The sequence below is a fragment of the Mesotoga sp. H07pep.5.4 genome, from assembly GCF_003664935.1.
GTDB classification, from domain to species: Bacteria; Thermotogota; Thermotogae; order Petrotogales; family Kosmotogaceae; genus Mesotoga; species Mesotoga prima.
Map to the genome: position 1 here is coordinate 89145 of NZ_JFHM01000010.1, position 23313 is coordinate 112457.

19 protein-coding genes are annotated in these 23313 nt (G+C 46.1%); 4 read left to right on the forward strand and 15 right to left on the reverse strand.

Going from position 1 to position 23313, the window contains the following annotated elements; genetic code table 11:
• Positions 1–175: 175 nt before the first annotated feature.
• From Y696_RS06825 to Y696_RS06840, 4 genes are all read right to left on the reverse strand, one after another.
• Positions 176–709 (reverse strand): hypothetical protein, encoded by a 534-nt coding sequence (locus tag Y696_RS06825; protein ID WP_259459872.1) that lies wholly within the window; start codon positions 707–709, stop codon positions 176–178.
• A 341-nt stretch (positions 710–1050) separates the two neighbouring features.
• Complete coding sequence (locus Y696_RS06830) at positions 1051–2790, reverse strand: hypothetical protein (protein ID WP_121510039.1); 1740 nt, start codon at positions 2788–2790, stop codon at positions 1051–1053.
• A complete protein-coding gene (locus Y696_RS06835; protein WP_121510040.1) occupies positions 2768–3223 on the reverse strand; it encodes a type II secretion system protein in 456 nt (151 codons plus the stop codon). The genes Y696_RS06830 and Y696_RS06835 overlap by 23 nt, the downstream gene beginning before the upstream one ends.
• Positions 3219–3767: a PilW family protein gene (locus Y696_RS06840; protein WP_121510041.1), complete on the reverse strand. Its 549-nt coding sequence runs from the start codon at positions 3765–3767 to the stop codon at positions 3219–3221. The genes Y696_RS06835 and Y696_RS06840 overlap by 5 nt, the downstream gene beginning before the upstream one ends.
• A 2084-nt stretch (positions 3768–5851) precedes the next feature.
• On the opposite strand from Y696_RS06840, the gene Y696_RS06850 reads away from it, so the two are divergent.
• Both Y696_RS06850 and Y696_RS06855 read left to right on the forward strand, forming a co-directional pair.
• The gene (locus tag Y696_RS06850; RefSeq protein ID WP_121510042.1) at positions 5852–6184 is read left to right on the forward strand and encodes an encapsulin-associated ferritin-like protein; all 333 of its coding nucleotides are present in this window, start codon (positions 5852–5854) and stop codon (positions 6182–6184) included.
• Between the two features lie 15 nt (positions 6185–6199).
• Complete coding sequence (locus tag Y696_RS06855) at positions 6200–6991, forward strand: family 1 encapsulin nanocompartment shell protein (RefSeq protein ID WP_121510043.1); 792 nt, start codon at positions 6200–6202, stop codon at positions 6989–6991.
• Between the two features lie 57 nt (positions 6992–7048).
• Here the strand turns inward: Y696_RS06855 and ileS are convergent, their stop codons facing one another.
• The 11 genes from ileS to Y696_RS06910 all read right to left on the reverse strand — a co-directional run bounded on the left by ileS (position 7049) and on the right by Y696_RS06910 (position 21011).
• On the reverse strand, positions 7049–10192 hold the full coding sequence (ileS, locus tag Y696_RS06860; RefSeq protein WP_121510044.1) for an isoleucine--tRNA ligase: 3144 nt from the start codon (positions 10190–10192) through the stop codon (positions 7049–7051).
• A gap of 344 nt (positions 10193–10536) precedes the next feature.
• Entirely contained in the window at positions 10537–12951 is a 2415-nt protein-coding gene (locus tag Y696_RS06865) for a xanthine dehydrogenase family protein molybdopterin-binding subunit (RefSeq protein WP_121510045.1), read from the reverse strand.
• Positions 12938–13441, reverse strand: coding sequence for a (2Fe-2S)-binding protein (locus tag Y696_RS06870; RefSeq protein ID WP_121510046.1), 504 nt, complete (start codon positions 13439–13441; stop codon positions 12938–12940). Before Y696_RS06870 ends, Y696_RS06865 begins: the two co-directional genes overlap by 14 nt.
• Positions 13438–14313, reverse strand: a complete 876-nt coding sequence (locus Y696_RS06875; protein ID WP_121510047.1) for a xanthine dehydrogenase family protein subunit M — start codon at positions 14311–14313, stop codon at positions 13438–13440. Before Y696_RS06875 ends, Y696_RS06870 begins: the two co-directional genes overlap by 4 nt.
• Positions 14314–14340: 27 nt before the next feature.
• Positions 14341–15132, reverse strand: a complete 792-nt coding sequence (locus Y696_RS06880; protein WP_121510048.1) for a cyclase family protein — start codon at positions 15130–15132, stop codon at positions 14341–14343.
• 12 nt (positions 15133–15144) lie between these two features.
• Complete coding sequence (locus Y696_RS06885) at positions 15145–16410, reverse strand: DUF1116 domain-containing protein (protein ID WP_121510049.1); 1266 nt, start codon at positions 16408–16410, stop codon at positions 15145–15147.
• Complete coding sequence (locus Y696_RS06890) at positions 16394–16573, reverse strand: hypothetical protein (protein WP_006486719.1); 180 nt, start codon at positions 16571–16573, stop codon at positions 16394–16396. Before Y696_RS06890 ends, Y696_RS06885 begins: the two co-directional genes overlap by 17 nt.
• Positions 16574–16575: 2 nt before the next feature.
• On the reverse strand, positions 16576–18108 hold the full coding sequence (gene fdrA, locus Y696_RS06895) for an acyl-CoA synthetase FdrA (protein ID WP_121510050.1): 1533 nt from the start codon (positions 18106–18108) through the stop codon (positions 16576–16578).
• Between the two features lie 121 nt (positions 18109–18229).
• Positions 18230–18937, reverse strand: a complete 708-nt coding sequence (locus Y696_RS06900) for a DUF2877 domain-containing protein (RefSeq protein ID WP_121510051.1) — start codon at positions 18935–18937, stop codon at positions 18230–18232.
• On the reverse strand, positions 18934–20118 hold the full coding sequence (locus Y696_RS06905; RefSeq protein WP_121510052.1) for a CaiB/BaiF CoA-transferase family protein: 1185 nt from the start codon (positions 20116–20118) through the stop codon (positions 18934–18936). Before Y696_RS06905 ends, Y696_RS06900 begins: the two co-directional genes overlap by 4 nt.
• Positions 20119–20120: 2 nt before the next feature.
• Positions 20121–21011 (reverse strand): carbon-nitrogen hydrolase family protein, encoded by an 891-nt coding sequence (locus Y696_RS06910; protein ID WP_121510053.1) that lies wholly within the window; start codon positions 21009–21011, stop codon positions 20121–20123.
• Between the two features lie 542 nt (positions 21012–21553).
• On the opposite strand from Y696_RS06910, the gene Y696_RS06915 reads away from it, so the two are divergent.
• Complete coding sequence (locus tag Y696_RS06915; protein ID WP_099771317.1) at positions 21554–22897, forward strand: TrpB-like pyridoxal phosphate-dependent enzyme; 1344 nt, start codon at positions 21554–21556, stop codon at positions 22895–22897.
• A gap of 111 nt (positions 22898–23008) precedes the next feature.
• Positions 23009–23281, forward strand: coding sequence for an HU family DNA-binding protein (locus Y696_RS06920; RefSeq protein ID WP_099771318.1), 273 nt, complete (start codon positions 23009–23011; stop codon positions 23279–23281).
• The last annotated feature ends 32 nt before the right edge of the window (positions 23282–23313 follow it).

The following is a 23313-nucleotide window of genomic DNA, read 5'->3' on the forward strand; positions in this document are numbered from 1 at the left end:
GAAGACATGAACAAAGTAATTCAAGTTCCCACTGACTTCAGTCATAAAAACGGAGAACAACCCACTTAGGCACGAACAACCTGAATGAAAACAGCCGATGGGAGAAACCTCATTCCGTTTTTTGTTACGCTTAGTAAATCGAAGATGCGGAGAGCATATGATGCTAGAAAGCGACTCAATAAGTAGTTCCAATAAGCCTCTCAAACCATTCACGGCTTATTACTCTGTAATGTGGATGATAGCTTCTCTTATACGAAGCACTGTGATGCACCAGTTTTCCGCCTTCAACCGCTTCCTTAACAACCATTGAAGACTCAGGAGTGAAAATCTCCTCAGGAAGTGAGTCTCTGAGTACGCTTTCTATCCTGTACCACTCTTCCTTCCATTCATCATGTGATAGGGTGGCCCCTATTCTACTGCTGGCAACCAGTGCCCGGAAGAGATCATCGATAAGTACCTGCCGGTTCTTAACAATAACAAAATTGATCCTGAAGAAGTTCTCCATATAACTTACATCCTGCCATAGAACCTGATCGAACTCATCGCAGTCGATCTCTTCGGCAAGAAATCTAAGGGCGACCGCTTGATCCTCCATTATGTGACTCGGACCAAAAGTCCCCTGATAGAAGAGCTTGTAAAGATCGTGGAGCCTTGCTTCGGGATGCAAATCCAGCTCGTGAGAAGCGAGTTCAACAATTCTATTATCCATTCGAAACATATACTCCCCCTCTTTAATTAACTATTATACAGCTATCAATAGCCGATTCAAAAACCATCGACTGCTATGATGACGCTTTCGAGGTAAACAGCGCATTAATATCCAGTAAGATAGCTAGAAATTTTCTCAAGACCTTATTTCATTGAATGCCCAGAACTGATCGAATAATTGAAGTGATACGAAGACATCCAGTAGTTTATCGCTATGAGTTCCCACAAAAAAGCCCCCGCACGTCGCGAGGGCTCCCTGGGGGTTAACTGTGGCCTAAAGTACAGAAGCTAAGAAGAGAATCTCTTCTTCCCCAGACCGAAAAACTAGCAAGCAGTTCATGATCACCAACTCTGAATACCAAGAAGTGCAAGGGTTCCGCCCGATCCATCTGATGAGCCACTTCCTAAGGCATTAGGATCACCGGCCGCTACAAGTGCAAGGGAATTCAGAAGGTCTTCTCCATTATTATCAAGAGGATTTTCAAACTGCCAAGTAGTAATTGAACCTAGTAGGAACAACTGTGAGAATTGTCCCTGTCCTGGATTGTTGATATTCGACACATTTGACAAATCACCTAGAAGGAAGTTGCCGCCCGAACCATCATCTCTTTTAAGAGCAAAAAAGTCTCCCATTAGATTTTTATCGCCGTGAGTAGCAGAACTATATCCAAGGGAAATATCCCCGTATGAAGCAACGCGCAGATAAGAGTAGTTTTCTTCTGCAAGTAGTTTTTGGTAATCTTTGATCCTTGTTTCTGCATCAACTGCAGTTTTATTTGCAACTAGGGACATTCCATTTCCATTATTGACTTCCTCAACAAGTTTCTTCACGTCATACACAAACTGAGTATCAATTGTCACGTCACCTTTTACCTGTATATCATACTTGCCACTAACTATACTTATTTTGTGTTCCTGATCAGAGAAAAAGGTCGTGGTACCATCGATCATTATGTGTACAGTTGTTTCACTTGCAATAGAAGTTGGAACTAAGAAAGATTTCCCCGAACCAGATATTATTAGTCCTTCGGATGTAAATTCTGCATCAAATTGATCAGAACCGCTCACTTCAATAGTTAGTTCATCCGAGTAACTTTCCAGTTGACAGGTTGCACCACTACATATCACATTAATTTGTGAGGGCTCCTGTGCATAGGTAACAGTGGCAGTAGATGTGTTAAGCGTCACTGTTGCTTCGGGATTTTCAGGAAAACTCTGCTCATATTCATCTACCCATTGTCCATAGAGAGTGGCAGCGTCATCCTCGATTTCATGGAAGTAGTCGCTCAAAAATTCGGCTAGGGTTTCCTCATCAGTGATCTGATTACCATCAGCATCATATACAATGATTCCCGCAGCGTTTAAAATACCCTCTACAATATCTTGAAGAGTAGAACTTGACGAGCTATTTAAAGACAAGACTCCTGCTATTATGGCATCGCCAAAAATAATATCTCCAACGATTTTCTTTGATTTTCCATTCCCAATACTCCTTAACGATGATAATACTCGATCTAAAGAAACAGTCCTTAGCGCAGGCAATCCTCCCTGGGGCAACGCGTCTGTCATAACCAGACCCATCGAATAACGCTTTGTTCCATCAAACTCAGCCGAACAAATAACGACGAATTTCTCTGCTCCACCTGCAACCGGAAATATGTGCGATGATATATTGTATCTTCCTTCACCAAGCCCTTTGCTATTCCTGAATGAATTGACCTGATCTGTCAAACTAAAACCCTCAGTGTCTTCTCCAACAAAACTAAGAAAATCTGCCCAGTATTTGCTTTCAAGACCTGATCGAGAATCAAGCATGCTAATGAATTCGACTGCTTCAGACCATGTTACCTTATCATCTTCAGTGTAGCTGGAGAGATTGTCTACGAAGTAACAAGATGCTACTTCTACAACATTGTTTGCAATATTCTGCACATTAGCTATTCTTCTATAGGAATTCACCACATCTGTTGTTCTTGAAAGCTGTAAACCACTTGCAAGAAGAATCACCGTTCCAAAAGCAACAAGAATGAGTGTCATGACCAAAGCGAACCCACTTTTTCTACTGTGATGAGATAGTAACATATACTTTCTCCTCCTTTGAGTTCCTGTCTATGTCAGAAATCATCGCCTCCACCGTGAAAAGAATCCAGTCATTTCCGTTATACATGACCGAGCTCTGTTCCAATGGTGAAATTTCGATTCGCAGATTCCCAAACCCTGCTGTAGCCAAGAAACCCATTCCTTCATTAGGTCCATTAAGGGCGTTCTCAATCAAGACTAACCTTTCGTTGACCTTTTCCAAAATGACATCTGAATCATCTCCAACAGCTCTCAAAACCGAGTCTTGCCTAATGAAATCGCGAACAAAGTATGTTGCAGCTTGTATTGCTGAAACGTGAGTTATCCCTTGCGACATAGAATTGTATCTTACTATAAGAAAAATCCCACCCGCAATGAATAGACCAAGAACAGCAAGTGCAATTATCACTTCAAGCAACGAGAAACCATCTCTAATAAAACCTCACCGCTCCTCTCGCACTTCGCGTCAGAATCGGGTCATTGCTGACTGGATCAAAATACGTAAAGGTTCCACTATATGTTAAATATGAAGTCAATGGAACAGGATCAAACTCAAAATCCACAACATTCTCCGCAATCACAGACGAAACTAAGCTCCCAGATTTGTTATAATACTGATGAACCACCTTTCTTAGACTTGAATCATAGGTAATTGTAGATACAGCAGAAACCACATCGACACTAGAATCAGGCACACCTGAATACAAAGTTATCTCTTGAACTTTTTCCTCAGGCACATCTTCCGAGAATGTGAAGGAACCTAATGCTGTGAACTGCCGCGAAATTATATAGTTCAGCGACGAATGCAACTTTGAAATCTGTTCATCAAGAGACATCGATGCCTCTGTCGCTTTAGCAATTCTTAATGACTGAGTAGTTATTAGAGTAACTGTAAGAAGAACAACAGTCGATATAGACACAGCTATCATAAGCTCTGTAAGCGTCATACCTTTTTTTCTGAGCTGTTCAGTATTCTTCAATACCCAACCTCCGTACTTGAGCTGTCATAGTTCCCTCGTTGCAGATATAAAAGCCAACGTTGCAAAATAATTAATCTGCATCTGGACAAAAATAATGACAGGATTTGACTATTAGGGAGCGAAACTATCTTTTTGTGTTGGTTCAAATTGTCAACTAGAGTATAGCTGCAACCAGAGAGCATCTTTACCCGGAACGATTTTATCACACTACTATGAACAATAGCTCTAGAAAAGCGCACCTAGGTCAAGCCGCTCGCGTTCTCGGATCAATGCAACAAAGACTCCTAACCTTTTCTAGCAACAATGCTCCAGTAGTGATGAAGCAACTGCATGTCACCTGTTCTCATTGCGAACACTCTGACTTTTCGAAGTTGATAAAACACGCGTCCGCTTTTCAATAAGCATCCCGGATTCTTTTTCTACTTCAAGCTCTCTTGAGCAAATGCAATTGATTTCACTTTCGTCTGTTTTTTGGCCATCTTTTTTTGATCGGAAGCCTCCTAAAAATTCCAGTGAAGTTAGAATCGAGAATGCTTGGACTCCAACATTAGAGAAGAAGGCAATTCTTACACCGGTATTGGAAAGAAGCTTCTACATGTTTTCAGATAAAAGCCACAAGATCCCATCAACGTGTCAATGTATACTACCGAATCTGTGTTATTCCTCATTGATTGGCAATTATCGTCAAACATCCAGAGTCAGCTCTAAGACTAAGTTTGTGTCATTTCAGTTTCTTCATGTTACAGCTTTGGTTTTCCTTGCATTTTGCGTTTGATCTGGGGTATTATTATTTATTCCCATTTGATTGCGAGGGAGCTGACAATCGAATCGATTAGACGGTTTCTGAGGATAAGATATCACTGGAGAACCTCCTAGAACAGAGTTGAGAACGCCCGAAAGACCTCCTTATTTCTAATCAGTTCCCTCGTGTTTCCTTATTTGTCCGTCTTCGTTTTCTTTGATCCTCATTTACTCTAAACGGTTATTCCGTTTTCTATACTTACATCGTTCGTCGTAGCAGGTTCGGGGTAGGGGTAGGAAAGTACAAAGGAACTGGTTCTCAGTTAGCCGTCCTCCGTTCTCCGAAAAGAACCGCTTACCAATTGCTAAGATACGCTAAACACTAGAAAGAGCATGAGATTAGCTGCAAGATGCAAGTTGTGAGTTGTAAGAACCGAGGACCGGGGTAGGGGGTTGCAGGTTGGAGTTCGAAAGAGCAGATTGAAACCGGCTCGCCGTCGAAAAGTTCTCGGTTTTCCAACAAACTGTCCCCTCACAATTTTCCGCACGAGAAGAACGAGATTCTGACTAGGAGCATTGTCTGAATGACATAATGTAGGGTTTTCATGATCAGCATACGCTGAAATTCTTGGAGCATGCCCTGAAAACCTGCCCCACTTAGTCTGTCCTGAAGCTTGCCCCAATGAGCCTGTCCTGAAATGCTCCTGTTCAGGGTCAGACCGAAATCGTGAATCAAGAGCATCAAGATTCCGACCAGGAGCTTTGTCGGAATGACGGCATTTGACGCTTTTTCTCTGGACATCAGCTTGCAACTGCTGCTTCCCTGAGGATGGAGGACCGTCGCGGATAACGTTGTTTTCACAGCGATCAGCGGGTTTTTTCTTAAGCGCAAAGCGGACCTTTGGATCTAGATGCTGAAACAAGTTCAACATGACGCCGAGTACGGGGTTTCGATTACAGGGTCGGGGTCTCGTTAACAGAAACGGCAATCAATCCACGGGCTCACTACAACCAAAAAGATTATCCGGCAACGGATTCAAGAAACCCCTCACAATGTCATCCCGAACTTGTTTCGGGATCGGGTTCTAAGAACGAACAATCTGGACGCGTAGCATCGGAACGAAGAACCGTTCTTCTCGGAGGGCGGGTCCTTGCTCTTGGAAGGACCAAGGACAGCTTTTAGAACTGAAAAACGACACATCCTCTTGCGAATCTGCACCTCTCAATGTGACGCCATATCTCTCGTTTTGGCGCCTTTCGAGCTTTCTACATGTTACAATTTTAAATGTGATAAAATAGTTACGAAGTATGGAAAACACATCAAATTACGAGGAGGAATGTATATGAGCAGTTATCATGAATCGGTTGATCAGCTAAGCGAAAAGGCAAAGGACATTTCCAGAGCTCTCAACAGCCTTAAGGAAGAGATCGAGGCCGTAGACTGGTACAACCAGAGAGTGGATGTAACTGAAGATGCCGAACTGAAGGCTGTAATGGCGCATAACAGGGACGAGGAGATAGAGCATGCCTGCATGACTCTCGAATGGCTCCGTAGAAATATGGACGGTTGGGATGACGAGCTTAAAACATATCTGTTCACGAAGGCACCAATCACCGAAGTTGAGGAAGCCGGAGCGGGTTCCGAAAACAGCGGTCTGAACATCGGAAAGATGTAATAGGGAGGGATTAGAATGGATCTTTTCAAAAGACAACTAGCCCCATTGACGAGCGAGGCGTGGGAAGAAATAAATGAAAGAGCTAAGCAGGTTCTTAAGAGCTATCTCTCCGCAAGAAAAGTGGTTAGTGTGGTTGGACCAAAGGGATGGGAGTATTCTTTCGTTCCGGAAGGAAGGGTCAAAATTCTCGAAAAAGAAGGAGAGGTCGGTGTAGGTCTTAGAAAGGCGAAGCCCCTTTTAGAGGTGAGAGTTCCCTTCAAGCTGGTCCGCTGGGAGATGGACGATATAGAGCGAGGCGCAAAGGATTCCGATCTGGGACCGCTTGAAGAAGCGGCAAAACAGATAGCGCTCTTCGAGGAAAATGTAATCTACAATGGCTATGAAAAGGCGGCCGTCAAAGGAATCGTAGAGTCGGTCGAAAACAAACCGATTCCTCTGGGTTCAAAGCCGAACGAAATCATCGAATCACTTTCAAAGGCTGCTCAGGTTTTGAAGGACAATTTCGTGGATGGACCGTTCGCTCTCATCGTCAATCCCGAAACAATGGCGATTCTCAATTCTCATGTTTCCGGATACCCGCTTGTGAAGCGAATCGAGTCCTTCCTCGGCACGGATATTGTTGTAAGCAGAGTTGTGAAGGACGCACTGCTTCTTCCGAAGGATCATGAAGACCTTGAACTGGTTATCGGCGGAGACTTCGAAATAGGTTATCAGAGTCACACTGACAAAGAAGTCGAACTCTTCATATCGGAATCATTCACCTTCAGGGTTCTCGATCCGGCGATCATTGTTAAGTTGACAGTCTAAATAAGTTCTGCATAAAAGGAAAACCGGGAGCAGATGCTCCCGGTTTCTCATATCGCATCAAACTCTTTGAACTCTAATCAAAGTGTCATAACCATTCAAGTTCCACTCTGTCCCAGAGTCGAGACTTTCTTCAAAGACAACGGCATTGGAGAGTGTTTCTTCTTTTATGTATTCTCTGTAAGTATCGATCGCATCGACTACTTCCCTCGGGCCAGAGAAGGAGACATTGATTCTGTCTGTTATCTCAAAATCCGCTTCCTTCCGCATTGTCTGTATCTTTGATACCATCTCTCTTGCGAGTCCTTCTTGAAGAAGCTCTGGAGTGAGCTCGGTGTCAAGTATGACAAAGTTTTCATTGCTCATTTCGAAGGTGAAACCTTCAAGTTCCTGGATTCTTATGTCGAGATCTTCTTCTGTGAGTTCGAAAGTCTTCCCCTCTGCCTCGATTGAGATCTTTCCTTCATGCTTGACCCTGGCAACTACATCGGCCGGCTTCATAGACCTTAGGGCATTTCCGATCGCTTTCAGATCTTTACCGAACTTGGGGCCCATAACCCTGAAGTTTGGCTTTACCTCGTAATTGACGTAGTCTCCGAGCTCTTCAATATACTCGATGTTCTTGACGTTGATCTCTTCCAGAATCAACTCGCGCATCGATTCAACGATCTTCTTTATCCGCCCGTCAACGAGAATCTTCGGAAGAGGCTGTCTGACCTTGATCTGCACCTTGTTTCTGCATGCCCTACCCAGGGTAACGATATCCATGACGGCAGCCATTCTCTTCTCGAGATCCGGCTCTATCAAGCTCTCGTCGGCAACAGGATAGAACTCAAGATGGACCGATTCCTTCTCTTTATGCGTAAGGTTCCTGAAAATCTCCTCGGCCGTGAAAGGAGCGATTGGAGCCATAAGTTTGGCTACTGTAAGAAGAACTTCGTACAGGGTTAGATAAGCTGCCTTCTTACTGTTGTCCAGTTCGCTCGTCCAATATCTGTCCCGTGTTCTTCTGACATACCAGTTTGAAACCTCTTCAACCACGAAATCTTGAATAGCCCTCACAGATTTCGTCATATCATAATGGTTAAGAAGATCTGTTACCTCTCTCACGAGAGTGTTGAGTCTGGATATTATCCATCTGTCCACTTCTTCCCTTTCGGAAACGGGAAGATCGAATTCCCCCGGGTCGACGTTGTCCACATTTGCATACATTGTAAAGAATGAGAAGACGCTGTGAAGCGTTCCAAAGAACTTGCTGAACGTATCCTTTACGCCCTCTTCGTCGAACTTGGTTGGCACCCACGGTGGCGAGACGGCAAGCAGATACCATCTCAACGTATCGGCTCCATATTTTTCTATAATCTTCCAGGGATCGACCGTATTGCCTTTGGACTTTGACATCTTCTGCCCGTTCTTATCGAGAACGAGATTGTTGACCAGAACGTTCTTGTACGGTGACTGCCCAAAAAGGAAGGTCGAAATCGACATGAGAGAATAGAACCAACCTCTGGTCTGATCAATTCCTTCACAGATGAAGTCGGCCGGGAAAAGATCGCCCATAAAATTGTCTTTGTTTTCAAACGGGTAGTGATGCTGTGCGACTGGCATCGCACCTGAATCAAACCAGCAGTCTATGACTTCCGGGGTTCTCGTCATCCTGCCACCGCATTCACATCTCAGATGAACGTCATCTACGTACGGCCGATGAAGCTCTATATCTTCAGAAATGTCCTCTATTGTTCTCTCGACTAGTTCCTTTCTAGAGCCTACCGCTGTCAGTTTCCCACATTCGTCGCACTTCCATACATTTAGAGGTGTTCCCCAATATCTGTCTCTCGAGAGGGCCCAGTCGACCATGTTCTCGAGCCAGTTTCCAAAGCGCCCCTCCCCAACAAATTTTGGATACCAGTTGACGGAGTTGTTCACTTCTATCATTTTGTCTCTATATTCGGTGGTCTTTATGTACCACGATTTTCTTGCGTAATAGAGAAGCGGAGTGTCGCATCTCCAACAGAATGGATAAGAGTGAGTGAGACGCTCCTTTTTGAACAAGAGATTCCTGTCTTTCAAGTATCGGGTGATCAAAGGATCAGCATCTCTTACAAACATTCCAGCCCATGGAGTAACCTCTTCGGTAATCTTCCCCTCTTTGTCGACAAGCTGAAGTAAGGGAAGACCGAATTTCCTTCCCAGGATGTTGTCATCCTCTCCAAAAGCGGGGGCCATATGGACGATGCCGGAACCATCCTCGAGCGAAACGAAGTCGCCATATACTACGTAGAAGGCTTTCTTATCTACTTTTGCAAAGGGTATTAATTGCTCGTATTCAAGATTTACAAGGTCCATACCCTTGAGTTCTTGGACTATTCTGTAATTGCTCTCTTCGCCAAGAAGCGCGCTCAGCCTTTCCTTAACAAGGTAGTAGTATTCGACCTCGTCTCCGTCTACTTTTACTTCGACCTTGACATAGTTAAACTCAGGATTTACCGCAAGAGCGACGTTTGATGGAAGTGTCCATGGAGTCGTAGTCCAAACGATGAAGTATTCGTTGTCTTTTCCTTTAAGGCGGAATTTGACATATATTGAATCTATGGTCTCATCCTTGTAGCCCTGAGCTACCTCGTGAGAGGCGAGCGGAGTTCCACACCTTGGGCAGTAAGGCATAATTTTGTGGCCTTCGTAGATATAGCCCTTATCAAAATATTGCTTGAGAATCCACCAAACCGATTCGATGTAATCGTTCTCCATGGTGATGTATGGATGTTCCATATCGATCCAGTAAGCTATGCGTTCAGTCAATTTCTTCCACTGGCTTTCGTACTTCCATACAGATTCCTTACACTTCTGATTGAATTTCTCTATGCCAAAGTCCTCTATCTCCTGCTTAGAAGAGAAGCCCAGCTGCTTTTCAACTTCGATTTCCACGGGAAGACCATGAGTATCCCAGCCTGCCTTTCGCTTCACCTGGTACCCCTGCATAGTCTTGAAACGGCAGACCGCATCTTTCAATGTTCTTGATATAACATGATGAATTCCAGGCATACCATTGGCAGTCGGGGGACCCTCGAAGAAAACAAACTCGGGGCTTCCTTCCCTTTCCGTTACACTTCTAGTTGCAAGATCATCTTTCCGCCAATAGGAGAGTATCTCTTCTTCTCTCTCTGCTGCAGGACGTTTGAGGTCTACATCTTCAAACCTTGGCATACTTTGTTTCCTCCTGTCTTGAAGTATTCGTCAGATCATATAGTCCAATTATGAATGTTTTCGACAATATTTGCTTTAAGGAAAAAATAACATGAAGCGTACGACTGAAGAAAAAGGACAGTCTGTCTGTCCCTGAAGAGCGTTCTAATCTGTAATCCCCGGTTCCGAAGTTGTCTTCAACATTAGCTCTTCTCCTTCCCGAATGTTTCCGTCACTTATAGATAATATGATACATCACAATAGAGACTTGTCAAGCAAAGAAACCCGCTGACGGGAGTTACACCTAGTGAAATTGAGAGAATTTCTTTCTCTTTTTGACAGCAAAATTATGATCGCTGGCTTCTTCACCACTCCTTCTTCGCACGCATATATGCAAGATCCAGTTCATAGGGCCATTCCCAGAAATCGGTCTCACCTTTTTCCTTTGCTTTCAAAGCTTTGTGGACTCTCTCTCTGCTGAGGGGATAACTGTGGATCCTCATGCCCGTCGCTTTGAACAGCGCGTTATTAAGTGCCGGAGCCGGAGCTATCATCGAATGCTCTCCAACACCCCGGTTCCCGTAAGGAGAAATCTCTTCAGGTACCTCTTCCCAGAAAGACTCGATTTCTGTAGGAGCATCCATTATCGTGGCGATTTTGTAGTCCGTGAAATCGGGATTGAGCAGTCTGCCACGCTCGTCATACGACAAGCCTTCCATAAGGCATGCAGAAAGACCCTGAACGGTACCGCCTTCTATTTGACCCTTAATGTTTATCGGGGTTATTGCCTTGCCGACATCGTAACCCGCGCAGACTTTCTTTACAAGTATCCTTCCTGTGCCGGGATCGACCTCAATATCTATCCCGACTGCGCCAAGGGTGAAATGGGCAACTACCTTTGAGGACTGCCCCGTATCGGGGTCGGGATAGATCAGATCCGGCGGTGTAAACGAACCGGTACCAATAATCGGGCCACCTTTCAAAATTCCGTCAGGCATTTTGAAACCATTCTGAACTCGTTCGTCTATCCTTTCACTCTTGCCAAGTTTGTGACACTTGACGACTCCGTACTCTATGCTTATTGTTTCGACCGGTGTCTGCCAATACTCTGCAAACAAAGCTAGGAGCTTCTCTCTCAATTCGCTGGCAGCTCTTTTCACAGCCATCCCCATTGACCAACAGGATCTGCTAGCAACCGTCTGCCAGTCATAAGGGTGGCTCTGAGTATCTGGATAATATACTTTGATCCAGTCGTAAGGAATCCCGAGTTCTTCAGAGACGATCTGTGCGAAGGCGCTGTAAGTACCCTGCCCCATGTCCATCGTCGCAGCCAGCACTTCTACGGTCCCGTCTCCGTTTAGCTTGACAATAGCGGACGAAGAGGCGTCTGCAGGAATCGCAGGCGCTTTTATTGCCAGCGCGATCCCCTTTCCTCTCTTCCATCCCTTCCGTGTCGCCGGTTCTTCTTTGTGCAAATCCATCTTCTCTACCACTTTGTCGACGATCTTCTCAAGAGCGTGATCGTGCATTGGCATCCCCGTGCAAGTTGTCTGGCCCTTCTTAATAAGGTTCTTCTTTCTGAACTCTACCGGATCGATTTTGAGCTTGTGGGCAACGATATCCACAACCACTTCCAGAGCACTCATAAGCTCCGGCAAACCAAAGCCCCTATACGCCCCCCCAAAGGGTTTGTTTGTGTAAACCGCATAACAGTCTGCCCAGACGTTGGGAATGTTGTATGCTCCCATTGAAGTGTACCCGGCGCTCCTGACTGGATTTGCACCATATTCGGCCGAGATTCCAGTATCGAACCAGAACGTGTTACGGATTCCCTGCATTAATCCATCGTCGCTTACCGCCATTTCTATTCTTGCAACGAAACCCTGTCGAACCCATGAGCTCAACATAACCTCTTCTCTTGGAATGAAGAGTTTCACAGGTCTTCCTTTGATGTCTTCGTCCATCGCGGCGGCAAGACAGAGAGCCTCGACTGTCATTCCTGCCTTTCCGCCAAAGCCTCCGCCTATCGGAGGAGCAATCACTCGGATCTTATGAAGAGGATAATTAATACCTTTGGCAATAATGTCTCTCACTGTGAAAGGAGACTGCGCGCTTGTCCAGATCGTGATCTCTCCAGACCCAGGATCCTGTTTGCATATCGTACAGAAAGTTTCAATGAAACCGTGAGCGATCTGAGGGCAGGTTATTGTTTCCTCGAAGACATGAGCAGAATTCTTGAATGCTGCCTCCGTGTCCCCCTTTCTAATTCTGAACCAGTTTGCGATATTGGTGTTCGGCTGAGGTGTTATGAAATCAACATGCTCGTACTTATGAAGATCCGGATGAACCAATACTGAATTATTCGTCGCTGCCTTCACGGGGTCAAAGATCGCTTCGAGTTCGCTGTAAGTTACTTTGACTTTTCTCGCTGCTTCTGCAGCTGCCTCTTCGGTCTCGGCAACTACAAGAGCGACGGGTTCTCCAACATATCTCGCTCTTCCAATGGCCATGGGGGTTCTGTCCTTCAAATATAGTCCAAAGTGATGGGGGAAATCCTCTCCTAAAAGGACCTTCAACACTCCAGGAATTTTCAGAGCTTCCGAGTCATCGACGTTCAGGATCTCTCCATGAGCCACAGAGGAACGGACAACCGCTGCGTGAAGCAGTTCGGAGCCGAACCTCAGGTCGTCGGCAAACTGAAGTGTACCTTCGGCCTTTTCCAAGTCATACTTCCTCGGCAGCCATTTCCCTATCCCAGTCTTCGTCTTAATAGTCTTCATGCGTCCCACCTCCTCCGTTATTTCCAGAAAGAATGGCGGCACTCTTTTTGACCGCTCTGATGATTGCAAGGTAACCCGTGCACCTGCAAATGTTTCCCGAGAGGGCTTCCCTAATCTCTTCATCTGAAGGAGAAGGATTTTTCTTCAGCAGTGCGTAAGTAGTCATTACCATTCCAGGAGTGCAGTATCCACACTGGATGGCGCCTTCATCGATGAAGGCCTGCTGAATTGGATGTAGTCTTCCTTTCTTCACAAGTCCTTCGACGGTGAGAATGTCTGCACCCTCGGCTTCTCTGGCAAGAATAAGGCAGGACTTCTGGGGAAGGCCATTCATTATCAAAGTACAGGCTCCACATTCTCCCTCTTCACAACCCCTCTTGAGACTGGTAACGCCTTGCTCTCTTAGGGCATTTAGAAGTGTCGTTCTATCTTCAACAACCAGAGTTGTCTTACGGCCGTTGAGCGTAATTGTTACGCGCTTGTCCTTCATTTGTGAACACCTTCTCCCGCAGGTCTTTCAAGACAACGAGAGATCGCTCTTCTCGTCAGTTCGGCAATCATCTCGACCCTGTATTCTCTGGAGGCTCTCACATCCGTGATGGGATCGACTGCATCGGCCGCTAATTCTGCAGCTTGGTCTATTACCTCGTCATCTATGTTGCTGCAGGAGTTAAGCAGCTTTTCAGCCTCAGTCGCTCTAAGGGGTCTAGCAGAAACGGCGCAGAAAGCAATTCTGAACTCTCTGTTATCACCCTTGAAGAGTGTGCAACAGACGGCAGCCTGAGCGATATCTAGAGCCTCTCTTCTTATTGCTTTGAGGTAACAGCCGCTGGTCTCCACGACTGGAAGAGCGATCCTTATTCCTGTGACGATCTCATCGGTTCCAAGAGAGGTTCTCTTTGGTCCAGTAATAAACTCCGAGACCGGAACCTTTCGACTGCCGTTCGGTCCCGTGATCTCGACTTTCGCGTCATAGCAAACCAGAGGTGCGATCATATCTCCTGAAGGGACTGCGGCACAGACATTTCCGACAACTGTGGCACGATTCCTTATAAGTGGATCCGAGTGTGCCTTGCATGCCTGAACCAAAGCTGGGAAGTAACGATTCAATGAATCGTCTCCGATAACTTCGTTGAGAGTTACCAGTGCTTTCACTTCAACGTTGTCCTCGTTCACAACTATTCCTTTGAGTTGCTCCACAGCCGTCAAGTCAACGATATAGTCGGGTTCCTTAATGGACTTATGCAGCCATACAATAACGTCAGTGCCGCCGCTCTTAACCATGGCCTTATTTCCATGGCGCTGAAGCGTGTCCAGTACCTCCGAAATCGAGCGGGGTCTTTCTAGAACGAAGTCACGCATTCGCTATCGCCACACTTTCAATAAGATTTATTCCTCTTCGTCGAAAGCTACAATTCTGCTTATACACGACTCTCCGCCGACGAACCGCCAGGGGAAGCAACCTATTACCATTCTTTTGTTAAGTATCTTGTCTATCTCTCCGCCGACGTTTTCTGCGTGAATAATGTCATATGGGAAGAGAAGAACATGCATCAACTGATAGTCTTCGTCAGGAAAGATCTCTTCGAGTGACTTCCCGTATTTCTGATGCATATAGCGATCGCACTCTTTTGCCTGAACCGGCATCCACTCACGAATCTTCGTGTTCATTGGATGGTCGGCAGAACCACAGTCGACACCTATCCACTTGATCTTCTTCATTTTGCACCACTCTGCGAATTCCCTGGTTGGTCCGGGGTGTTTTATCATGTATCTTACTTCGTCGGCCTCGGGCTGATCGTAAGCATATTTGTGGTATCCAGTGTTGATAATGAGAATATCGCCTTCTTTCACCTCTACTCTCTCTTCGATGTCCTTGGAAGTGTAGATTCCATAGTCTTCTGCGATATCCGAAAGATCAACTATTACTCCGGGCGCAACAAGTTCATTGAGAGGTATGCTCGCGATGTCTCTCCCGTGAGTGCAGAAATGCAACGACCCGTCCAGATGAGTCCCAACATGGTTGGAATGCGTTAGAAGCTGTCCGTTTGCACCGTTTGGGGCAAGCCTCTTGAAAAACTTTATCTGTAGGGGCTCATAGGTTGGCCATGGTGGTGTTAGGTGGCTGATCGGTTGCGATAACTCGTAAATCCTTATCTTGTCCCAATTCTTCGGTACCATAAACTACCTCCTCTATTTGGAATATTTCTCAACGAATGCTTCAGCTGCCTTGACAAAGGCTTCAGACGGCATCCTTACTATTCCCGCTCCGACCTGTCCTTTGCCGGCCTCTTTGTGAGCCGCACCAGTGTCGAGGATTGGAGTGATGCCCGTTTCCACGACTTTGATCAAATCAATTCCCGTAGGAGTTCCGCGAAAGTTCAGTACGGGAATCGTGAAGTGCTTGTTTTCTCCCACACAGATCTCATACATTTCTTTCGTGTAGTTAACCGCGTCTTGAGGGGTGCCTCCGACGAACTGAACGATCGCAGGCGCAGCGGCCAACGCAAATCCGCCTACTCCGTAAGTCTCCATAATCGCGCTGTCTCCTATGTCTCGATTTACATCGTCTTTCGTGAAACCAGGAAATAGCAGGACATCGGGCAGAGCCGCCTGACAGGTAAACCACTCGTTCTCTATTCCGGCAATCTGTATTCCGAAGTCGGTGCCGTTTCGAGCCATGATTGTAATCATGCTGGAACCCTCTACATAACCGACGCTGTCAAGTGCGGCCTTTGCCGCGGCCATTCCAGGATTCAAGAAGAAGTGATCATTGCCTGCCATAAACTTCACAACCCTGGAGAGGTTGTGATTACCCCGTTCCGCGTCTATCAAAGAAGGAACAAGTGTTCTAATCAGAAGTGAAGTGGCTGCCCTGTTGCGATTATGGAGTTCATCTCCCATGTGGAGAGACTGAGCGATCAAACTCTTTAGGTTAAGGCCACCATTATCTTCGACGTATTTTCGTACCCCATTTCTCAACACTGGATAAAGAACTTCACGCATCCAGTTCAGTCTTTCTATGACCTCTTCGCTGAATGCACCCATTCGCAAGACCTTTCCGAGTCCCTCGTTAAGAGTCGCATAGCTTCTCCTTCCAGAATTCTTTTCTTCAACTAGCCATACCGGCAGGTTAGGAGATATTATTCCTGCCATAGGGCCGACCGAGTTGTGGTGATGGCAGGGTTCAAAAGTGATTTCTCCTTTCGAAGCCAACTCTCTCGCCTTTTCCGGAGTTTCCGCCCAACCTTCGTAGAGAATTGCGCCTGTTATGGCGCCTATCATAGGGCCCGACATCCTCTCCCAAGTTATGGGCGGACCGGCATGAAGTATCATTTTTTCTCCGAAATTTGGAATAAACTCTTTGGCCATTCCGAGACCAACAATCTGGGGTTCGGCCTTCAAAAGCCTTTCAAACGCTATAGAATTTGCTTTATCGATGTCATTCAACCTCTTCACCTCTCAATTTCCTCAATCTATCCATCAACGAACTTTTGGCAAGAGGAGGTCTCCAATTGACCTTGACCGCCGGAACCTCTTGCTCCAGAAGATCGAGATAGAATCTCTCCATCCCAAGGTTTATTACTTTTGGACCACTGTTTAGCAAATCTTTGAACGACAAGATTATCGCTCCCTTCTTGAAATGAGACTCGAGGCCAGAAGCGCGGCCCTGGCATTACTCTCACAGACTATGACACCTGCATCTTCCAAAAGAGAAATCTGTTTCGCCAGGTCTTGAGGATCTCCCGCTGTACCGCAAACATATGCAACATAAACCGGCTTAATTTCTCTTTTTACCGCTCCGATCGCCTCTGCAACTTCTTGTGATGGGTTTTCCGCACTCCCATATCCCAGGACTACATCAAAGAGAACAACAGCCACCGAATTATCTTCCGACTGTTCCTTAAGCTGCTCGGCCCTGAATGAAGGATCTATCATGGGATGCAGTCTCCCCTGAGTGAACTCGTCTTCTCCGTAATCTATGAACGAATGACCTATGGGTTTCAGGCTGTTCTCTAGCTTGAGTTCCTTCCTTAGAGGCGCATTGCTGTAAATAGGGTTGATGTAAGACTGTGCGATGTACTGCGCTTCGTAGCAGAGAGTGCCACCGGTGAAAAGACCCCTGACATATTTCCCCTGAACCTCTTCAATAGGCCTCCAGCCTGAAAGGCTAGCGTACTCGGCTCTCAACTTGTCCCTCGCAGCCGACACGTCTTTGCCATTAAGAATCGCCTCCGCAACGACGGCGCATTCCTCGAGCTCTGCCGAATAATGCACTCTATCTTCGTCATTCCGGTAATTATCTCCCATAAAGCAAATAACACAATCCTTTCCAGTCTTCTTCAAAGAGTTTAAAATCCTCTCTTTAACCTCCGGATCGGGCGGTTTTCCGACCGCAACAATCAGAGAGATGTCTGGATCATCAGAGAGTTCTCGTATTCCTTTCAGGAAAGATATCCCTCCGACGGATTTCTTAACGTCTCTGCCTCCCGTTCCGATCCCATGCTTAACACCGATGCCGCGCCTACTGAGCTGCACCATTACTTCCTGAAGGCCGGTACCAGAAGCCGCAACGATTCCAACAGGACCCTCTAGACACACATTTGAAAAGCCAAGGCCCTTTCCATTGATGACCGCCGTGCCACAGTCCGGTCCCATGACGATCAGGTCGTTCCTGTCAGCGTACTGCTTCAGCTTTATCTCATCTTTAGTCGTGACGTTGTCTGAGTAAAGCATTACGTTCAAGCCGTTCTTGAGAGCCTTCATCGCCTCGGCTGCCGCGAATCTTCCGGGAAGCGATATCAAGGCAAGATTGGCGTCTCTCAACACAGTGAGAGCACCTTCAAGCGTTCCGGGAGTATACTCGGTGTCATCTTCTTTCTTCTTCCAAGGCGGAGATGCGAGATATGAACGGGCCGTTTCGAAGATCCTATCTATTTCGTCTTTTCTGTAGTCGATTCCGATTAACAGGTCATCCGGAGAAAGGGACCCCGCTTCGATTTCAAAGCCGGCAGCTTTTATAATGTCAATGTTCGCCTCCGTCGCCATGTTCAATACAGCATCTACGACGCCATTAATTCTCTTAATTTCCTTGGCCACGAGCATCAACGTTACGCTATCATAGTATTCGCCTCTAACGACCTCGATTTTCTTCATATGAACCTCCAGAAACGATATCGGCAGTTCTAGTAATTATCACTTATCAAATGTTTAATATTCACTCTGACAATTCGATAGACCTTACATAACAACTCTCATTAAAGACATTGAGACCTACTCAGATAAGCTGTGGATCATTTCCTCTCTCAATTCCGTAAGCGAAACCCGCAAGCCATGCTTTTCCAGAGGAGTGTCCCCAGTTAATGATCTTTCCTGCCCTTTCCATGGCTTGAAAGGAGTCGCCTTCATTGAGCGCTCGTGCAAGTTCTATTCCTCGCTTCCAGAATTTTCCGTCAAGTGCATCTCTGATCATCTCAGATGAAAACCACGTAGTTTTTCGACTGAGTGCTTCCTCTATCTCACTTGACAACTTCTTTGTGTTTCTCCCTTCCAACTTACAGGCCGTAATCCATCCGACAAGAAAATCATCTCCTGCCGGCGTGAGGCCCGGCCCTAGACCCACTAGTCTGAATGGTTCCTCAAGGTTTTCCAGAATATATTTGAGTTCAGCATTGCCTATTAAGCTTAGCCATTCAAGCCACAATCCCCTCAACTTTCTATCCGGCATTCCGCTTATGGTTGAAGGATCGAATTTCACTGCGGCGCCTTTTATATCGATTCCAACTTCGTGACCGCTTGCCATTGGAGGAAGTCCCTCGATCAATGCCGATCGTGGCAGGAAATCGTCACCATCGACTAGAAGTGAGTATCTTCTCCCTTGTTCGTCTCTGAAGTTCACAGATTTGCTGAAGGCCGTCTTCACTGTGAGTCTATATGTACCCTCTTGCCAGTCTGAACTTCTTTCGTAAGGATAGAGGTAAATCATATAATGCCTTTTGCCTTCAGCTCTTCCATTTCCAGATCGCTAAGCCCCAGCATCCCAGCATAAACCTCCCGGTTGTGTTCCCCTAAGAGAGGGGCTGGCCCGGCAATCGAGGCCGGCGTATCCGAGAACTTTATCGGTACACCCGGCATCTTGACATTTCCACATCTGTGGGGAACTTCAACGATCATTTCCCTCGCTCTGATTTGCTCGTCTTCAAATATGTCGGCGATATTGTTAATCTTTCCACTTGGAATATCAAGCTTCCCGAAGACATCCAGCCATTCGTCTGAGGATCTCTTTTCTAGTTCTCGCCCAAGGATTTCCATAAGTTCTTCGAGGTTTCTTACTCTTGCAGGATTATTGACGAATTTCGGGTCGTCACACATTTCAGGTCTTCCAATTGCCTTACAAAATTTCTTCCATAAGACGTCGTTCCCAACTGCGATATTGATAATCCCATCAAGCGTCTTGAAAGATGCAAAAGGCGCGATTGAAGGATGCCTATTTCCTATCGGAACGGGTGACTCGCCGGTTGCGGCGTACCTGGCGATGGCATTTTCCAAAACGGAGACCATGCTGTCAAGCATTGCCACGTCTACCTTCTGTCCTTTGCCGGTGAGATTACGGCTATGGAGAGCGGCGAGAATTCCGATACAGGCGAAAGTTCCGCAGAAGATGTCTGCAATGGAACTTCCGACCTTTGTCGGACTGTTTTCGTCGGGACCTGTTATGCTCATCATTCCACTCAGACCCTGAATGATAAGATCATAGGCAGTTCTATGACTCATGGGACCGGAGTGCCCAAACCCAGATGAACAAGTGTAGATAAGCCTTGGGTTGATTTCACGCAGTCTTTGGACCGGAAAACCAAGTCTCTCGAATACACCAGGCCTGAAGTTCTCCACAAGTACGTCGAACCTCTCAATAAGCCTTTCAAGGAGCTTCTTTCCTTCAACGGTCTTAAGATTCAATGTGATGCTTTTCTTTCCCCTGTTTATGCTCATGAAGTATGCGCTGTCATCACCCACAAAAGGGCTGAACGATCTCGAGTCGTCGCCTCCGTCCGGCCGTTCTACCTTCACAACTGTCGCGCCCATGTCGCATAGAAGCATTGTGCAGAATGGACCTGCAAGAACCCGCGTAAGATCAAGAACGGAAATACCTTCAAGCGGCTTTGACAAGTTTATCTCCTCCTGTATGGAATTCGTTTTGAAGGCTGAAAAGCGCTTTTACCTTCGCTGAGTATTCCCTTGTAGGAATCAAGGTTTCGATCTTCTATGTGGTCGAATATCTGATCTCTTGAAGCGCCCGGAGTTATCTTTCTTATAGGATCGGCCTCAAGCATCGCCGAAACAAACTCCTCACAGCCAGATGCCTGTGCTAGCTTCATCCCCGACGGGTGAACAATCATCGATGAGCCAAAGAAGTATGACCCGCTTGAATCCTTACCGACGAGATTAGATGCAATCCAGTAGACATGATTATCATATGCTCTGGCCCGATTAGTGAGTTCCCATTGGTCGAAGGTTCTCAAAAAAGCAGAAGGACGGCAGATGACTTCTGCCCCCTTGAGTGCCGTAACCCTTGCAAGTTCAGGAAAATCCCCATCGTAGCAAATCACTACACCTATCTTTCCTATCGACGCCGAAACCACAAGAGGATCCGACCCCGGAGTTGTCCAACCTCCCGCCGACAGTCTTTCAGTAGGGAAGGGATGGGTCTTCCTATATACACCAATCATCCCCTCGGGACCGACGATGGCTGCGCTATTGTATATGACACCGCGCTCTTTCCCCCGTTCATAAGTGGGAAAGCAAATGTAAGTATCGAACTCCTGCGCCCATCTCACAGCTTCATCTGTAAGACTACCGGGGACAAAATCCACTACGTCCCAAAGAGACTCTGCATTTCCAGTCGGAGTGAACCCCGTAGTGAAGCTTTCAGGAAGAACTATGAGGGAAGCACCGGTCTCCCTTTTGCAATTTCCTATCAAGTGATATGCTTTTTGAAGATTTACCTTGACGTTCATAGGTTCTGCTTCAAACTGAATGGCTGCCGAGACAAAGTTTTTCATGATGGACTATCCTTTCCTTTAACAAAAAGAGCATCTATATGTCACAATCTAGCACATGACAGACCAATTAAAGATGCGTTATCTACACACCCTACTGTCTGCCGCGGAATTGCTTTCACCATATCGGAAATCTGAGACAAGAAAAAAGCAGGAGAAGTCAATATCTCTGGACCAAAACGTTTTTCTCTGAACCGAGAGAAATTTGGAGGTTGCAGAAACGAAAACAAGTATTCGGCGGTCTTTGCATTTGCTCAATAATACTTTCGATCGCTTTCCTATGATCTATAACTTATCATCGTTAAAAACCCATTGGTCGAAATTCGAAGTATTACTTGACTTGTAACATAGTTAGGTTGTATAGTTGATTAATGAAATTCTGTGAGGGATTATTTATGGTCGACAGCGTATATCTAAATAAACTAAATATGTTCTGGTGGTGGAGCAGCCCCTTCAATGGGGGTTAGCCTTTTGCTACCAGGGTAAACCCATACTGAAGGGGCTCTCATGATGGAGAGCCCCTTTTATTTTAAGGAGGTAGTGGCATGAAGAAGAGAACTGTAGTGAATTTGAAGTCGGAGGAGTTGCCGAGAAGCTGGTATAACATAAAGGCTGATTTGCCATTCAAGATGGATCCGCCTTTGAATCCGGCAACAAATGAAGTTATAAACCCCGAAGATATGATGGCGATCTTTCCAAAGTCAATCGTAGAACAAGAGATGACTGAAGAGCGGTTCATTCCAATTCCCGAACCCGTTCTCGACGAATATGCGGTCTTCCGCCCGAGCCCACTCATCAGAGCTACCTTTCTTGAGGAGTACTTAAACACCCCGGCGAGAATATATTACAAGTATGAAGGAAACTCCCCGACTGGCAGCCACAAAACCAATACGGCTATCGCACAGGCCTATTACAACAAGGCCGATGGCATCACCGAGCTCACTACCGAGACCGGAGCCGGTCAGTGGGGTAGCGCCCTCTCTTACGCCGGAAGGAAGTTTGGTCTCACCGTAAGAGTCTTTATGGTCAGAAACAGCTTTCAGTCTAAACCAATGAGACAACACATGATGAGAATGTTCGATGGCACCGTAGAACCAAGTCCGGGAGAGAACACTGAAAGCGGGAGAAACTTCCTGAAAGACAGAAAAAACTTCTCCGGCTCATTGGGAATGGCAATAAGTGAAGCAGTTGAAATTGTACTCAATTCAAAGACGAAGAAGTACTCCTTGGGAAGCGTTCTCGATCACGTTCTCCTTCATCAGACAATAATCGGACTGGAAGTCGAGAAGCAGCTTGAAATGCTTGGGGAGAAGCCCTCTTCGATTATTGGCTGCCACGGCGGTGGATCGAACTTTGGTGGAACTATCCTCCCATTCGTAAAGAGAACATTTAACGGTGATGATATCGAGTTCATTGCATGCGAACCGGAATCCTGTCCCTCACTCTCAAAAGGTGAGTACAGGTACGACAGTGGAGACTCTGCCGGTTTCACACCCCTGCTTAAAATGTACACGCTAGGAAGAGAATTCGTTCCACCCGCAATTCATGCAGGTGGACTGAGATACCACGGCGCAGCGCCTCTCATCTCAAGACTGGTGAAAGAAGGAATCGTTACTCCGATTGCCTTCCCGCAGGAAGAGACCTTCAGGGCAGGACTTCTCTTCGCAACGACTGAAGGAATCATTCCCGCTCCGGAATCATGTCACGCAATTGCCGGTGCTGTGCGAAAAGCAATCGAAGCCCGAGAAACTGGAGAGGAGAAAGTAATTGTATTTACACTTAGCGGAAATGGCGCGCTTGATTTATCCTCATTTACAAGCACACTCGAGGCGCATAGAGACGTTCTCAACTTCGATAAGCTGCGCGAATCGAGCATCATAGAACAGTAACTCTTTGAAAGTCCTTTTGTTAAACGGTTTCGGTGGATCGGCTGTTGCAATAATCATGTAGAAAATGTTAGAATTGTTTTGTAATGTGAATTCTAGCTAGGGGGTGTACCTGTGAATAAGAAGGAACTTATTGCTGTGCTCGCGGAAAAGACCGGAGCAACCAAGAAACTCGTTGGAGACGTAATGGACGGTTTCATCAATGTGGTTGGAGAAGAGCTATCGAAAAATGAAGAAGTGAAACTTGTCGGTTTCGGGACATTCGAGGTTACCAAGAGAAAGGCAAGAAAGGGAGTTAACCCGAGAACAAAGGAAGCAATCGAAATTCCTGGCGGCAAGGTTCCGAAATTCAGACCCGGAAAAGAACTTAAAGAGAAAGTACAATAGCAATTATCCTAACCAATAGAGAAAAGTGGAGC